General features: G+C 71.9%; 9 protein-coding genes. 1 reads left to right on the forward strand and 8 read right to left on the reverse strand.

What is annotated here, in order from left to right; all coding sequences use genetic code 11:
- Positions 1-50 precede the first annotated feature (50 nt).
- From P2Q00_RS27070 to P2Q00_RS27085, 4 genes are all read right to left on the reverse strand, one after another.
- Positions 51-1,826 carry a GMC family oxidoreductase N-terminal domain-containing protein gene (locus P2Q00_RS27070; protein ID WP_275775431.1) on the reverse strand — a complete coding sequence of 592 codons (1,776 nt, stop codon included), beginning with the start codon at positions 1,824-1,826 and terminating at the stop codon, positions 51-53.
- A gap of 40 nt (positions 1,827-1,866) precedes the next feature.
- Positions 1,867-3,480, reverse strand: a complete 1,614-nt coding sequence (locus P2Q00_RS27075) for a succinic semialdehyde dehydrogenase (protein WP_275775433.1) — start codon at positions 3,478-3,480, stop codon at positions 1,867-1,869.
- 137 nt (positions 3,481-3,617) lie between these two features.
- Complete coding sequence (locus P2Q00_RS27080; RefSeq protein ID WP_275775434.1) at positions 3,618-5,459, reverse strand: serine/threonine-protein kinase; 1,842 nt, start codon at positions 5,457-5,459, stop codon at positions 3,618-3,620.
- Positions 5,460-5,534: 75 nt separating this feature from the next.
- On the reverse strand, positions 5,535-6,440 hold the full coding sequence (locus tag P2Q00_RS27085) for an MBL fold metallo-hydrolase (RefSeq protein WP_275775435.1): 906 nt from the start codon (positions 6,438-6,440) through the stop codon (positions 5,535-5,537).
- Between the two features lie 72 nt (positions 6,441-6,512).
- Here P2Q00_RS27085 and P2Q00_RS27090 point away from each other — a divergent pair, with 72 nt between their 5' ends.
- Positions 6,513-7,415: an AraC family transcriptional regulator gene (locus P2Q00_RS27090; protein WP_275775436.1), complete on the forward strand. Its 903-nt coding sequence runs from the start codon at positions 6,513-6,515 to the stop codon at positions 7,413-7,415.
- 6 nt (positions 7,416-7,421) lie between these two features.
- Here P2Q00_RS27090 and P2Q00_RS27095 read toward each other — a convergent pair whose 3' ends face one another.
- The 4 genes from P2Q00_RS27095 to P2Q00_RS27110 form a co-directional block, all read right to left on the reverse strand.
- On the reverse strand, positions 7,422-9,005 hold the full coding sequence (locus P2Q00_RS27095; RefSeq protein ID WP_275775438.1) for a serine/threonine-protein kinase: 1,584 nt from the start codon (positions 9,003-9,005) through the stop codon (positions 7,422-7,424).
- Positions 9,006-9,096: 91 nt separating this feature from the next.
- Positions 9,097-10,710: a serine/threonine-protein kinase gene (locus P2Q00_RS27100; protein ID WP_275775439.1), complete on the reverse strand. Its 1,614-nt coding sequence runs from the start codon at positions 10,708-10,710 to the stop codon at positions 9,097-9,099.
- A 73-nt stretch (positions 10,711-10,783) separates the two neighbouring features.
- A complete protein-coding gene (locus tag P2Q00_RS27105) occupies positions 10,784-12,466 on the reverse strand; it encodes a serine/threonine-protein kinase (protein ID WP_275775440.1) in 1,683 nt (560 codons plus the stop codon).
- 161 nt (positions 12,467-12,627) lie between these two features.
- Positions 12,628-15,453 carry a serine/threonine kinase C-terminal domain-containing protein gene (locus P2Q00_RS27110; protein WP_275775441.1) on the reverse strand — a complete coding sequence of 942 codons (2,826 nt, stop codon included), beginning with the start codon at positions 15,451-15,453 and terminating at the stop codon, positions 12,628-12,630.
- Positions 15,454-15,515 lie beyond the last annotated feature (62 nt).

The raw sequence follows: 15,515 nt of genomic DNA on the forward strand, positions 1-15,515 counted from the left end.
CCGCACTCGGAGGGGGGTGCGGGTCCTTCTGTGTGTCCGTGTCTCTGCTGCTACTTCTTCGGCGGCACCGTCGGCATCCCCAGGAACGGCAGCTTCAGTGCGCCGAAGGCGTCCGCCGGGACCGCCGGGGTGTTCGGCTCCACCGGCTTCAGGCGTTCGTACGCCGCTCCCTGCGCCGGACGCGGGTCCTCCTCGCCCTTGTTGGGCCAGTACGACATCGCGCGCTCGGCCTGGGCGGTGATGGTGAGGGACGGGTTCACGCCCAGGTTGGCCGAGACCGCGGCGCCGTCGACCACCGAGATGCCGGGGTGGCCGTAGAGGCGGTGGTACGGGTCGATCACGCCGGTCTCGCGCGAGGAACCGATGGGGCAGCCGCCGAGGAAGTGGGCGGTGAGGGGGGTGCCCATGAGTTCGCCGACATTGGAGCCCGCGAAGCCGTTGATGTCGGCGGCGATGGCGGATGCGCTCTCCGTGGCGGCCTTGATCTGCTTGGGGTTGGGGGTGCCGTGGCCCTGGCGGGCGGTGAGCAGGCCCTTGCCGACCCCGTCCGGTTTCAGGTACGTCGTCAGGGAGTTGTCCAGCGACTGCATCACCAGGCCGATGATGGTCTTCTCCGACCAGCGGCGGTTGGAGAGGGAGCGCAGGACGAGCAGGGGGTGGCGGGCGGCGTTCGCCAGCCAGGCCAGGACCCTTGACGATCCCTCGGCGTACGGGACCTGCAGGATCGACAGGCCGCCCATCGAGTTGGAGCCCTTGCCGTAGCGGACGGGCTCGATGTGGGTGTTCTCGTCCGGGTGGATGGACGAGGTGATGGCGACTCCCTGCGTGAAGTCGACCTTCGGCTCGCCGGTCGCCTTGCGGTAGCGGCGGTTGTCGGTCTGCGCACCCACCAGCGCCTCGGAGTTGGTACGGGTCAGCTCACCCAACTTCTGTGAGATGTACGGGAGTTGACCGCCGGCCTTCATGCGGTGCAGCAGGGTCTGGGTGCCGTAGGTGCCGGCGGCCAGCACCACCCGGCGGGCCTTGAAGGTGCGGCCCTCGGCCTTCTTCTCGTCGGTGGGGAGGGTCGCGACCGCGTAGCCGCCCTGCGAGTCGTCCGTGATCGATGTGACCGTGGTCATCGGGTGGACGACCGCGCCCGCCTTCTCGGCGAGGTAGAGGTAGTTCTCGTTGAGGGTGTTCTTCGCGCCGTGGCGGCAGCCGGTCATGCACTCGCCGCACTCGGTGCACGCTTTGCGGGCCGGGCCCGCGCCGCCGAAGTAGGGGTCGTCCACCTGGTCACCGGGCGCCGCCTTCGACTTCCCCTCCGCGTCCTTCCCGTCGCCGAAGAAGACTCCGACCGGCGCCATGTGGAAGGTGTCGCCGACACCCATCCGCTCGGCCGCGGCCTTCAGATGGACGTCGGACGGCGTCATCGTCGGGTTCAGCCGTACGCCGAGCATGCGCTGCGCCTGGTCGTAGTACGGCTTCAGCTCCTCCTGCCAGTCCGTGATGTCACGCCACTGGGGGTCGTCGAAGAACGGCTTCGGCGGTACGTAGAGGGTGTTGGCGTAGTTGAGGGAGCCGCCGCCGACGCCTGCGCCGGCCAGGACCATGACATTGCCCAGCAGGTGGATGCGCTGGATGCCGTACATGTGGAGCTTGGGGGCCCAGAGGTAGTTCTTCAGGTCCCAGGAGTTCTTGGGGAGGGACTCCCGGGTGAAGCGGCGGCCGGCTTCCAGGACACCTACGCGGTAGCCCTTTTCCGTCAGGCGCAGGGCGGTCACGGAACCGCCGAAGCCCGAGCCGACGACGAGTACGTCGTAGTCGTAGGTGTCCTGTGACACGTGCTCTCCTCGTTGAGAACGGGTGTTTCTGCCTGAAGTGCTACTTGAAACGCAAGGCCTTCATCAGCCTCAGGCTGCGGCTCATGAAGGCCGCGTACTTCTCGTCGTCCATCCCCAGCGAGGGAGCCATCGGCAGGAGCCGCTGCTGGGCCACCGTCTGGGCCTCCGTGTACTTGAGGATGCCCTCGGAGCCGTGGCGGCGGCCGAGGCCGGAGTCCTTCATGCCGCCCATGGGGGACTGGACGCTGCCGTAGGCGGGGGCGTAGCCCTCGTTGACGTTCACGGTTCCGGTACGGAGGCGGGCGGCCACCTCGCGGCCGCGGCTGCCGTTCTTCGTCCAGACCGAGGAATTCAGGCCGTACGGCGTGGAGTTGGCGTGCTCGACCGCCTCGTCGTCGGTCTTGAAGCGGTAGATCGAGACGACCGGGCCGAAGGTCTCCTCCGTGCAGACCGACATCGGTTCGGTCACGCCGTCGAGGATCGTCGGCTCGAAGAAGTACGGGCCGATGTCCGGGCGGGCCGTACCGCCGGCCACGAGCTTCGCGCCCTTCGCCACCGCCTCCTCGACATGGCGGGTGACCGTCTCCAGCTGGCGTTCGCCGACCAGGGAGCCCATGTCGGCGCCGTATGCGAGGGAGGTGCCGAGGCGCATGGCCTTCGTGCGGGTGGCGAAGCGCTCCAGGAAGGCGTCGGCGATCGACTCGTGGACGTACAACCGCTCGATGGAGATGCAGAGCTGCCCCGCGGAGGAGAAGCAGGCGCGGACCGCGCCCGCGGCCGCCTTCTCGATGTCGGCGTCCTCCAGGACGAGCATGGCGTTCTTGCCGCCGAGTTCGAGGGAGACGCCGACCAGACGGGCGGCGGCGCCCTGGGCGACCTCGCGGCCGGTGCGGGTGGAGCCGGTGAAGGAGACGTAGTCGGCGTGCTTGACCACTTCCGGGCCGACGACGGGGCCCTCGCCGAGGACGACCTGGAAGACGTCCGCCGGAAGCCCCGCCTCGATGAGGAGGTCGCGGGCCCAGAGGGCGGTCAGGCAGGTCTCGGTGTCCGGCTTCATGACGACCGCGTTGCCCGCGACGAAGGCGGGGAGCGCGTCGCCGACCGAGAGTTCCAGGGGGTAGTTCCAGGGGGCGATCTGGCCGACCACGCCGCGCGGGTGGCGCAGTTCGGTGACCTTGGTGAGGGTCGGTACGGCGCCGGTGTGCCGCTTCGGCCTCAGGTACGCGGGGGCCTTGCGGCCGTAGTGACGGGCCGCGACGGCTACGGCCTGGACCTCCTCGTGGGCGTGCAGCCGGGCCTTGCCGGTCTCCAGCTGGATGAGGTCGAGGACCTCGGCCTGGCGGGCGAGGATCAGGTCGTGGAAGCGGAGGAGGACGGCCGCGCGCTGCCGGACCGGGGTCTGCGCCCAGACCGCCTGCGCGGCGCGGGCCGCCTCGAAGGCCTTGGCCACGTCCTCGGGCGTGGACTCGGGCAGGTCGGCCAGCTTCTCGCCGGTGAACGGCGTGTGGTTGGCGGTGCGCCCGGAACCGACCACGCCCTTGGTGAGCTGGACGATCAGCTCGGGGGTGACCACGTCGGCGGCGGTGCGGGCGCCTTCGGGGGCAGGGGCGAGAGGGTTCGTGCCGGTCTTGGCCTCGGCATGCGCTTCCGTCATGAGGCGCAGGGTATGACGGAGCGGGGGCTTTGGGTACCCGTCGGTAACGCGGCTTCACGGAGTACTCACACGGCGCCAGTGCTCACTGGCAAGGTTTGCGCTGATCAGGGCGTTGGGCGGGGACGACGGGGAACGGTTCAGCTTTTTGCGATCACGAGGCGGTCACGGGCGCCCTTGAAGAGCGCCGTGCCCTTCTTCTCGGCCGGTGTCCCCTTGGGCATGTCCACGCGCAGTTCGTACATGCGTCCGTCGTCGGTGCGGATCATCAGCTGCATCACCCGGGACGGGGTGCCGGCCAGGCCGTAGGAGGTGTCGGCCTGGACGGCCTCGAAGCCGTGGAAGGTGGTGCGGGTGTACTGGGTGCGTGCGTCCCCGTTGTAGCTGTTCCAGTCGGCGTGCGCCTGCTGTGCCTGGGCCATCGGGGAGCGGGGGGCCTTGTCCCACTGGGTGAGGCGGATGCTGACGTCGCCGTCGGGCGCGTCGTACTCCACGAGGCGGCGCGGGCTCGCGGGGCTGCCCTCCCTGGCGGACTCCCGGTACCGGCTCGGCAGGGACAGCACGGCGTTCATGCCTTTCTCCCGGTGCGCGGTCCAGGCGGTGGCGGCGGGGCTCCCGACGCGGGCCGGGGCCTCGGTGAGGGTGGCGGTGCGCCCGGAGACGCCTCCGCCGCCGGATGCGTCGAAGTAGGACGTGCCGAGCCAGGTGCCGCCGATCAGTACGGCGGCGAGCGCGGCGAGGGAGACGGGGCGGCGCAGGAGGGGGTGCTTCGGGGCTGGGGTTGAGGTTGGGGCCGGGTGGGTGATGCCGGCGGTCGCGGGTTCGGCGGAGGGGTCGGGGGCCGGGCGGGGGCCGGGTGTGGGTGCGGTGTCGGATGCCGATGCGGTGTCGTATACCGACGTCGATGCCGATTCCGATTCCGACGCCGACCCCGATGCCGATTGTGACGCCGACCCCGATGCCGATGCCGATGCCGATGCCGATGCAGTATCGGATGCTGATGCAGATTCCGATGCGGCCACGGGGGCCGTCCGGTCCGAGACGGGCGCCGCCCCCAGTCGTACGGTCCCCATGTCGTCGGCGAACTCCCGTAGTCCTGCCGTGTCCTGGGCCGCCGTCGCACCGGCCTCGACCCGCGGTACCGGCCAGCCCTCCGCCACGGCCTCCAGCACCGCCCCGGCCTGCTCCGCGCCGGGCCGCTGCTCCGGGTCCTTCACCAGCAGCCGTGCGATCAACGGGGCGAGCGGTCCGGCCTGTTGGGGCTCGGGCGGGTCGAAGGCGATGACCGCGGCGAGCGTGGACTCCACCGTCGTACGCCGGAACGGCGACACTCCCTCCACGGCCGCGTACAGCAGCACGCCCAGCGACCACAGGTCGGAGGCGGGTCCGGCGCCCCGCCCCGACATCCGCTCGGGCGCGACGAACTCCAGCGATCCGACGAACTCCCCGCTGACGGTGAGGGATTCCTCGCCCTGGACATGGGCGATGCCGAAGTCGGTGAGGACGACACGGCCGTGTGCGCCGAGGAGGACGTTGGCGGGCTTGACGTCCCGGTGCACGATGCCGACGGCATGCGCGGCATCCAGGGCGCCGAGGACGGCGAGGCCGATACGGGCGGCTTCGGCAGCCTCGACCGGGCCGCGCTGGAGCACTTCGTGGAGGGACTCGCCGCGGATCAACTCCATGACGATCCAAGGCAGTCCGTCCTCCTCGACCACCACGTCATGGATGGAGACCGCGGCCGGATGGTCGACCCGGGCGGCTGCGCGGGCCTCGCGGTAGAGGCGGTGGGCGGCCCGCTTATGGTGCTCGTCGTCCGGGTCGCCGGGCAGCCGGGGCTGCTTGACGGCGACGTCCCGCTCCACGAGTTCGTCGTACGCCTGCCAGACGGTGCCCATCCCGCCGGAGCCGATGCGCTCGGCCAGCCGATAGCGCCCGCCGAGCAGCCGACCTTCGCGCGTCTGTTCGCCGCCTGCACTCATGCCACATGAGTACCGTGCGGAACGGGGACTTGTCGACGCGGGTCGCCACGACGTCCTTGGACGTCCTACGGCGTCCTACGACGTCCAGTCGGCGAAGGCGAGCGAGTCGCCCCGTCGCTGCACCTCCACGGCCCCCGATCCGCCGAAGTGCGCGGGGATCACCAACTCGGCCTCTTCTACGGCCCGTTCGAGCACCCGGCGGCGACTGGCGGCCGCCTGCCCGGGGTCCAGGCAGAAGCAGCTGCTGCACTCGGGGTGCAGGATCTGGACCGGGCTGTGCAGCAAGTCACCGACGAATACGGCGCGTTCACCGCGTGAGGCCATTCGCAGGACGGACGAGCCGGGGGTGTGGCCGGGGGCGGACTCCAGGGTGAGGTGCTCGTCGATGCGGTGCAGGCCGTCCCACAGCACGGCCTGCCCGGACTTGTGCACGGGCGCGATGCTGTCCTCGTAGATCAGCCGGTCGTCCGGACGCACGCCGCCGCCGTACCCGCCGTCGGGGCCGAAGTGGTGGTCGTCGGCGGCCGGGAGGAGATAGGTGGCATTGGGGAAGGCCGGCACCCAACTGCCGTCCACATCATGGGTGTTCCAGCCGACGTGGTCCCCGTGGATGTGGGTGTTGACGACCACGTCGACGTCCTCGGGCCGCACACCGGCCCGGGCCAGGCGCGCGGGGAGGCCATCGCCCTGCCGCTGGTGGAACAGCGGATTGCTCGGCCGCTCCCGCCCGTGACCGACCCCGGTGTCCACCAGCACGGTCCGCCCGCCGCTGCGCAGGACCCAGGTCTGCAGCGCAACCACGGCACGGTCGCTGCCGGGCTCCCAGTGCTCGGGCACAAGGACTTCCCTGTTCTCCTGCCACACCTCGGGGCCCACGTCCGGCACGAGGCCGCGGGCGGGCGCGTACGGCTCCTGCCACTCGACTACCCGGAGGACCTCGACGTCACCGATCACGAAACTCTTCGCGTTGTCATCAGCCATGCCGGCAACACTAGAAGCGCCGCCGTGAGCATTCCAATGCCTGCCTGGCTCACTCAGATACGCTTGCGTCTCATGGACGTGGTGAGCGACGCGATCTCCGCCGTACGCATCGGACAGCCCTCCTCGAACCGGCTGCGGGTCGGCGGGACCTGGTGCACGCGGCTGGCCCCGTACGAGGGCGCGGGGTTCCATGTCGTCCTCGCGGGCGGCTGCTGGCTGCTGCCCGACGGGGGCGGCGAGCCGGTGACGCTGGGCACGGGGGACGTCGTACTGCTGCCGCACGGGGCGGGGCATGTGCTGGCGGATGCACCGGGCGATACGACGCGGGCGGTGCCGTTCGAGGAGATGAGGCGGCCGGCGGGGGCGCCGGGCGGGCGTGAGGTGGAGTTGCTGTGCGGCAAGTACCGCCTGGACCGCAGCCGGGTGCATCCGCTGCTGGCGGAGCTGCCGCAGGTCGTCCATCTGCCGAACCGGGTCGGCTCCCATCCCGAACTCCGCGCTGCAGTGGACCTGTTGGCCCGCGAGCTCGACGAGCGCCGCCCGGGTTCCTGCCTTGCCCTGCCGAGCCTGCTCGACCTGCTGCTGATCTACATGGTGCGGGCGTGGACGACGGAGACGGGCGCGGCGACGGGTGCCTGGCCTGCGGTGCTCAGCGACCCGGTGACCACGGCCGCCCTGCGCGCCCTGCACTCGGACCCGGCCGCCCCCTGGACCAACGACCGCCTGGCCGCTGAGGCAGGCGTCTCCCGCGCGACGCTGGCCCGCCGGTTCACCGCCCTGGTCGGCCGCCCGCCCATGGCATACCTGACCTGGTGGCGCCTGACCCGCACGGCCACGCTGCTGCGCGACTCCGACGCCCCGCTGGCCTCGGTCGCACGTGAGGCGGGGTACAGCAGCCCGTACGCGCTCTCGCATGCGTTCAACAGGGAGTTCGGGGTGACCCCCGGGCGGTACAGGGCACAGGTTCGACGCTGAGGACGGTCAGAGCCTGTCGACGTCCAGATTCGCGATCGCGGCCTGCGCCACCTCGCGTCCGCGGGCGGTGAAGTCGCCCTTGCCCGGGTAGCTGACGATCAACTCGTACAGGTCGCCGGCCGAGGACTTGTAGTAGAAGATCCGGACTTCGCGCGGGAGCGGGTGCTGACTGTCGTCGGTCTTGTAGACCACCGTGTTCTCGGCGGCCTGCTTTCCCTTGTACGTCGTCTGACTGGTCCTGGTCCTCGGGCCGGCGGGCATGTTCAGTTCGTACGCGCCGCTCTCCTTGAACTTGCCGTTGTCGTCGTACATCTGGGCGGCCGCGGAGTCCTTGATGGCATCGCCGGTGTCCTCGGACTTCTTCTGGAGGCTCAGGGTGATCCCGATCGCGCCGCTCAGGTCGCTGTAGGTGACCCAGTGGGTTTTGTCGGTCTTCCGGTCGGGCACGGCCCGCTGGTAGCCGCCCGGCACCGCGAGCGTCGCGGCCACGTCCTTCTCATGGTGCGTCTGCCAGCCGTCCGGCAGCGTGCCCGCGAACAGCGCCGCGACCAGCAGCCACGCCGCCACCGCCGCAACGACGACGCCCGCGCCGATCCCGAGCCACGCCCTCCGTCCGAGCCGGATCCCTCGGGTGACGATCTGCCCCGGCTGCGTGGGCTGCATGGGCATGGGCGCGGCTGCCGGCGGGTTCACGGTCTGCGACAGCAGGGCCCGGACCCGGGTGGCGTCCGGACGTCTCGCCGGATCCTTCTGCAGCAGCCCCGTGATCACCTCGGCCAGCGGTCCCGACGCCGAAGCGGGCGGTGCCGGCGTGGCGTTGAGGACCGACTGGAGCGTGGCCGGCGTGTTGCTGCGGCGGAACGGGGAGACGCCCTCGGTGGCCGCGTAGAGGACGACGCCGAGGGACCAGAGGTCGGAGGCCGGGCCGGGGCGCTGGCCCAACACCCGTTCCGGCGCGATGTATTCGGGCGAACCGACGAAGCCGCCGGTGTCCGTCAGGTTGGTCTCGCCCTCGATCTGGGCGATGCCGAAGTCGGTGAGGACGACGCGGTCGTGGCGGCCGAGGAGCACGTTGTCCGGCTTGACGTCGCGGTGCAGGATGCCCGCCGCGTGCGCGGCCTCCAGCGCGCCGAGCACCTCCAGGCCGATTCTGGCCGCCTCGCGCACGTCGAGCGTGCCCTCCTGCAGGGCGCTGCCGAGCGAACGGCCCTGTACCAGCTCCATGACGATCCACGGCCGGCCGTCGACCACGGCCACGTCGTGCACGTTGACCACCGCCGGGTGGTCGAGACGGGCTGCGGCGCGGGCCTCGCGCCGCATCCGCTCGAAGGCCTTGGCACGTTCGCGTTCGGGAAGGTGGTCCGGGAGCCGGGGCTCCTTCACGGCGACCTCACGGTCTACGGTCTCGTCCTTGGCGCGCCATACCGTGCCCATGCCACCGTGCCCGAGCTTGGTCAGCAGCCGGTATCGGCCCGCGATGAGACGCCCGGCACCGGGCTCCGACTGCGACGGTCTGGGAGGTCTGGGAGGTTGCAGAACAAAACTCGTTGTCTCGTCGGACTCGTGGCCGACTCCCCCGTTACTGCTCATGGACCATCCATATCGCGCCAGACGCTCACGCATCCAGCGTTGACGCATTCCGGTCACAGACCCGTGACCCGGGCTGCCGCTTATTTCCGCTTCATGCGCGTACGAACGTGTCCACTGCGACGTCGAAGTACTCCTTCGCCTCCCGCACCTTGCCGACCGGCGCCGACACCCACACGTCGTACATCCGCCCGCCCTCCTCCCAGCACAGGTCGTATGTGTGCCGGGGCCCCTCGGCCGTGCTGAAGCCGTTCCAGGTGAACTCCCAGAGGGCGGCCGGGTGTCCGTGCCGAGCGGTCGAGGTGACCTGGCCGTCGTGGTAGCCGGGGTTGGTGTCGGAGCCCTTGGCGGCGGCGCGCCGCATCACCGCGAGCGGGCCGCCCGGTTCGGGGTCGGCGACCTTGATGCCGAGGCGGAAGGTTTCTCCGGGCGAGAGGTAAAAGACCCGCTCGCCCTGCGGCCGGCGGGTGAAGGCCTCCGGTACGGCCAGGGAGAAGCCGGCGGAGTCGTCGGCCACGCGGTAGCCGGAGGGGGCGGAGGGGCGGGTCGCGCTGACGGGGGGTGTGGAGGTGGGCGACGCGCTCGGCGTACGGGTCGTGCGCGAGGGCGTCGGCGACGCGCTCGCCGACGTCCGCGGCGCAGAACTCGTCGGCGTACCGCCGCCCCCTTCGCCGTCCCGGTTCATGAGCAGCGCCGCCGCCGACACCCCCGCCCCGGCCATCGCGGCGACCAGCAGCGCGGCCACCAGCACGCCCCGGGTGGAGTGCCTGGTCTCCACCGTGGGCGACGGCGTCGGCGTCGGTGGCGGCGCGGGCCGGCGGGGCACGTTCCGCTCGGTCGGTGTGTAGCCGGGCGGTAGCTGCGGGGTGCGGCCGGTGTCGCGGTAGGCGCGCAGCATCCGCTCGGCCTGCTCCGCCGTCAGCCGCCGGTCCGGATCGCGCTCCAACAGGCCCAGTACGAGGGGCAGGAGCGGCGCGGCCTGCGCGGGCGGGCGGATGTCGTCGAAGACGACCGCGTGCAGGATGCCGCCCAACGAGTCGCGCCGGAAGGGGGATTCGCCGCTCAGGACCGTGCACAGCAGCGCGCCCAGCGACCACAGGTCGGACTCCGGCCCGGTACGGGCGCCCGACATCCGCTCCGGCGCGGTGTATTCGGGCGAGCCGACGAAGGAGCCGGTCTCGGTGAGCGTGGTGGCGCCCGCGACCTGGGCGATGCCGAAGTCGGTGAGGACGACGCGGTCGGTGCCGGACTCCAGCAGGACGTTGGCGGGCTTGATGTCCCGGTGCAGGACACCGGCCTCGTGCGCCGTGCGCAGCGCGCTCAGCAGGCCGACGCCGATCCGGGCGGCCTCGGCGACGTCGACCGGCCCGCGCGCGGAGATGCGGTCGGCGAGGGAGCCGCCGTCGATCAACTCCATGACGATGTAAGGGCGTTCGTCGTGCTCCACGACGTCGTGCACGACGATGATGTGCGGATGGCGCAACTGGGCCACCGCGCGGGCCTCGCGCAGGGCGCGGTCGCGCTGCCGCCGGGCCTCCTCGGCGGAGAGCGTCTCGTCGAGGTCGAGTGGTATCTCCTTGACCGCCACCTGCCTGCCGAGCAGCTCGTCGGTCGCCCGCCACACCACGCCCATACCACCGCGGCCGAGTCTCGACTCCAGCCGGTACCGGCCCGCTATGACACGGACGCCTTCCCCCTCGGTCCCCATGCGCCCCATCATGCCGCACCGGACGACCCGGCTCCGGGGCGGCGACCGGCCAACCCGGCCGAATCACGGCCCGCTACTGCGAGGTCTTCTCCTGCCAGCCCTGCAGCACCGCCTTGAACTGCTTGCTGCTCTTCGCCCAGTCGTCGGCCGGCCCCGACATGTAGATCGCGTACTCGGTGCCTTCGCGCGAGATGTACGTCTCCTCGATCGCATGCCTCGGCCCGGGGAACTTGCCGCTGTCGGCCCCCGCGGTCCAGGTGGACTCCCACAGGGAGCCGGGCCGGTCGCGGTAGGTGTTCTCCTCCAGCCGCACGGTCTTGAAGTCGGGGAACCGCACCTGGAGTTGCTGCGCCAGGTCCTTCTGGTGCTCGTACGCGGTGGCGAAGTCCGGCGAGGTGTCGACGGCGATCCGGACGAAGTTCTTCTCGTTGTCCGGTGTGTAGTCGACCTGCCTCAGGTCGCCCTTGACGCCGACGACGACCCGCTTCCAGCCCTTGGGCAGGTAGACGGTGAAGCCCCAGGGGTCGTTGTACGCCTGCCAGTTGGCGGGAACGGTCCCGTTGTTCCCCTTGCTCGGCGAGCTGCTCGGCGACGGGCTCTGCGATCCGGAGGTCCCGGTGGAGTCCGACTGACTGCCGTGGTCCTGCTGCTGCAACGCCACGGCCGCACCGCCGCCGACGATCGCCGCGAGGGCGACCACCAGGAGGAAGGTGCGCAGGCGCCGGCGCTTGCGGGCGGGCGGGGCGGAGCCGGGGCCGGTACCGGAGGGCTGCCCCGGGCCCATGCCGGTCGGCCCGATGTGCGTCGGCCCGGTCATCGGCGGGTACGGCGTGGCCGAGCCCGACTGCGGGCCCGTACGGGAGCCGGTGTGCTGCCCCGTACCGGTGCTGCCCGTGTCGAAGCCGTGCCGGGTGTGCACATACGCCTGCGCCGCGTTCGACCGCCGCCCCTCGGCCGCCTCGGCGAGCATCTCCTCGGCCGTGGCCGCACTCGGTCGTTGAGCGGGATCCTTGGCCAGCAGCGCGGCCATCACGGGCCCGAGCGGACCGGCGTACGTCGGATCGGCGGCGTCCTCCTCGACGACCGCCTGCATCGTGGACAGCGGAGAGGTGCGGCGGAACGGCGAGCGGCCCTCCACCGCCGTGTACAGCGTGGCGCCGAGCGCCCACAGGTCGGAGGAGGGGCCCGGGTCGTGGCCGCGGACGCGCTCGGGGGCGAGGTAGTCGACGGAGCCGACGACCTCTCCGGTGCGGGTGATCGTCGTATCGCCCTCGATCTGGGCGATGCCGAAGTCGGTGAGCAGGACACGTCCGTCGTGGCCGATGAGGACGTTGCCGGGCTTCACGTCACGGTGCAGGACACCGGCGGAGTGCGCGGCGCGCAGCGCCCGCAGCACCCACAGCCCGATGCGCGCGGCCTCGGCGGGCTCGATGCGCCCCTGCTCCTTGACCGCGTCGGCGAGCGAGTAGCCCTCGACGAGCTCCATCACGATCCACGGGCGGCCGTCGTGTTCGAGCACATCGTGCACGGTGACGACCGCGGAGTGGTTGATGCGCGCGGCGGCACGCGCCTCGGCCCGCGTGCGCGCGAGCAACCGCTCCTGCTCGCTCTCGGACACATAGAGCGCGGCGGTCAACTCCTTGATCGCGACGGCCCGGTGCAGCACCTCGTCGTGTGCTCGCCACACGCGGCCCATGCCGCCGCTGCCGATCGATTCGGCGAGCCGGTAGCGGCCCGCGACAAGCTGGCCCTGCATCTGATTCACGTTGCCCCGCAATGCTCTTGACAGGGTCAGACTAAGGACTGGACCACGACCAGGGAACCACGGGGGTACCAAGGAGACCGCACTGTGACGGTTGTCGCTTCGAGGCCCGGACAGCAACCGTTTTCGCCTTCACGGACCGTTCACAAGCGGGGTCAGCCGGTCACTTGATAGGTGGCCGAAGCCTGCTCGTACAACTTCGTCACCTCGTCCCGCTGCGACTCGGGACCACGCACCTGCACGATGTGGTACCGCCCGTCGATGAGCATCACCAGGTTGCGCACATACAGGTCCTTCCCGCTGTCGTCGGTCCAGGTGAACTGCCCCTCGGCCATGGTCCGCGTCCCCACCGTGACGGTGCGCAGCCCGGTCGCGGTGGCCCAGCTGGAGCTGCGGTACGGCTGCAACTCGTGCTCCGTGTCCCGCTGGTACGCCATCGGGTCGCTGCCGTAGGTGACCGCGCCGTCGCGTCCCTTCACGACGATGAGCTGGAAGTCGCCGTGCGAGTAGACCACCTGGTTCCAGTCGTTCTTGGGCTGCCGGGACCAGCCCTTGGCCACGGCGATCCGGAACCCCTCCGGGTCCGTGCGCAGGGTGAAACCGCCGGCGAGGACGGGCCCGGTGGTCTGGCTCTCGCTCGCACCGGCCGAATTCGACGGGCTGTCCTCGGACTTGGGCGAGGTCTGGTCGGTACCGGGCCGGCTGCCTGCGCCCGTGTCCGACTGCTCGGGAGCGGGGCTGACGTCCCCCGCGCTGCCGGTACGGTCGCTGCCCGCCGCGCCGTTCTCCCCGGCCTTCGGCATGAAGAACACGGCGTACGCGACCGCCGCGGCCAGCAGGAGCAGGATCAGCAGAAGCAGGGTGCGGCCCAGTCTGCGCGGCGACTTCACCTCCTGCTTGGCCCGCTTGTGCCGCCCGTGCGAGCTGGTCGCGGGCAGCCCGGCGCGCCGCCTGCGCACCAGCTCGCCCCGCCGCCTCACGATCGGCAGCCGGTTCGGGTCGGCGGGCGGCGCGGCGACGACATGCGCACCGGCATCGGGCTCGGGCGCGGACCGCACCAGCGACCGCAGCCAGCCCCGCAGTTCCTCGAAGTCCAGCCGCTCGGTGGGGTCCTGACGCAGCAGCGACTCCACGACCGGCCTCAGCGGCCCGCATTCCTCGGCGAAGGCGGGCGGTTCGGCGCACACCATCTGCACCAGGTCGGCCGTCGACTCCTCGGGATACGGGGCATGTCCCTGTACGGCTCTGAAGAGCAGCGCCCCGAGCGCCCACAGGTCGGTCGCGGGCCCGATGGGCGCCGCCAGCTGCCAGTTCTCGTGCACCGGCCCGGCCTGCTCCGGCGCCCAACGCTCCGTCACGGGCCCCACCACGGCCATCCGCGCCTGCCGGGCCCGCTCCGCGGCGAGCGGGGTGGCGGGACCGCGCGCGGCGGGGGTCCGGGCCACGAGGTCGTCCCAGCGGCTGGGGGGCGTCGCGCCGGACGGGAGCGGGGCGGGGGTGTTGGGGGCGGGCGTCGGGATGCCCCCCGGGGGAGCCGTGTCGAGGCCGGGCGCCGGAATGCCGGAGGCGGGCGGAGCACCGGGGGCGGGCAGTATGCCGGGCTGTGCGGCATGGGCACCGCCGTTGGGATGGGTGTCACTGTGGGGGTAGACACCACCGTGGGGGTAGGCACCGCCGCCGCCCGGCGGGAGTGCCGTACGACCGCCCTGGCCGGCGAGGCCGGCCGCTCCGCCGCCCCCGACGGCTGCTCCCCCGCCGGCCCCTCCGCGCGGCTCGGCGCCGTGCCAGGAGGTGGCGGTCACGCCGTACGGGTCGGCTATCTGTCCCGGAGGGGCGGTGGTGCGGGGCGTGCTCTCCACTCCGTCGCCGGAAGTGTGCGACTGCGCCGAGCCGCCCGCCTGCGCCGCGGGGCCGCCTTCGGGCGCGGAACGGGCACCGGGCAGCGCCGCCCGCCCGCTCTGCTGCGCCTCCTGAACCCTGGCCGCCGCCCGGGCGCCCGCCCGGTACGCGGCTATCGCCCCGGCTCGCGCGGCCCGGATGTCCCCGCCGCTCTCCAGGGCCTTGGGCGCGAGCGCACCCGAAGCGCCCGGCGCCCCCGCCCCGTTCGTCGTGTCCGCCCCGGCGCTCGGCAGCCCCCCGGCCGTACGCGCCCGGATGGCGGCACGCCGGGCAGCCTCGGGATCAGCACCCTCGGGGACGCCTTGAGCACCCTGGATCCCAGGAGGTCCCTGGAATCCAGGAGATCCCTGAGCCGCTGGGATGCCCTGTCCCCCTCGGCCCCCTTGGCCGCCTTCCGGGCCCGGCCCGCCCGGTGAACCGCCCGCACGTCCGAAACCACTGTCCCCGTCGTCCTCCGGAGCCGGCACCGGGTCGTACCCGCACAGCGCCTCCTCCGCCGCCCCGACCGCGAGTCCGGTCAGCATCACCCGGCCGTCGTCGCAGACCAGCACCGTACGGGCCGTGATGTTCCGGTGCACCCAGCCATGGGCGTGCAGCACCCGCAGCGCCATGAGGACGTCGGACGCCACCTCGGCCGCCCGATACGGCGTGAGCGGCTTCTCGGCGAGCAGCGCCGCCAGCGGCCGCGCCGACACCAACTCGCTGACGATCCACAGCGAACCGCCCTCGGCGAACACGTCGAAGACCTGGTCGAGCCGCGGATGGTCGGGGATCTGCGCCGCGGCTTGCGCGGCCTCGACCGCACGCCTCACGGCCGGGTCGGTGGGCCGCCGCACCCCGGCACGCGCCGTGGACCGCCCGCTCCCCCGCTCCCGCGGGTCACGGGCCGTGAAACCGTCGGGCAGTCCCTCCGCGTCGAGCACCTCCGCCTCGACGACTTCCGGCAACGGCACCTGCCTGACCAGGACTTCCTGGCCGCTGTAGGTGTCGAAGGCCCGGGTGTCGGTGAGTTCGTACTCGTCGGCGGGTGGCAGCGGCAGGCGGTAGCGGTCGGCAAGAACCCGTCCCGCATAGTCGTCCACGTTGCCTCCCCCGGCCGCCCGGTTGGTCAATTCCGTTCGCCTTGTGCCCCGTTCCGAACCCA

It is taken from the genome of Streptomyces coacervatus, from assembly GCF_029223485.1.
Classification (GTDB): domain Bacteria; phylum Actinomycetota; class Actinomycetes; order Streptomycetales; family Streptomycetaceae; genus Streptomyces; species Streptomyces coacervatus.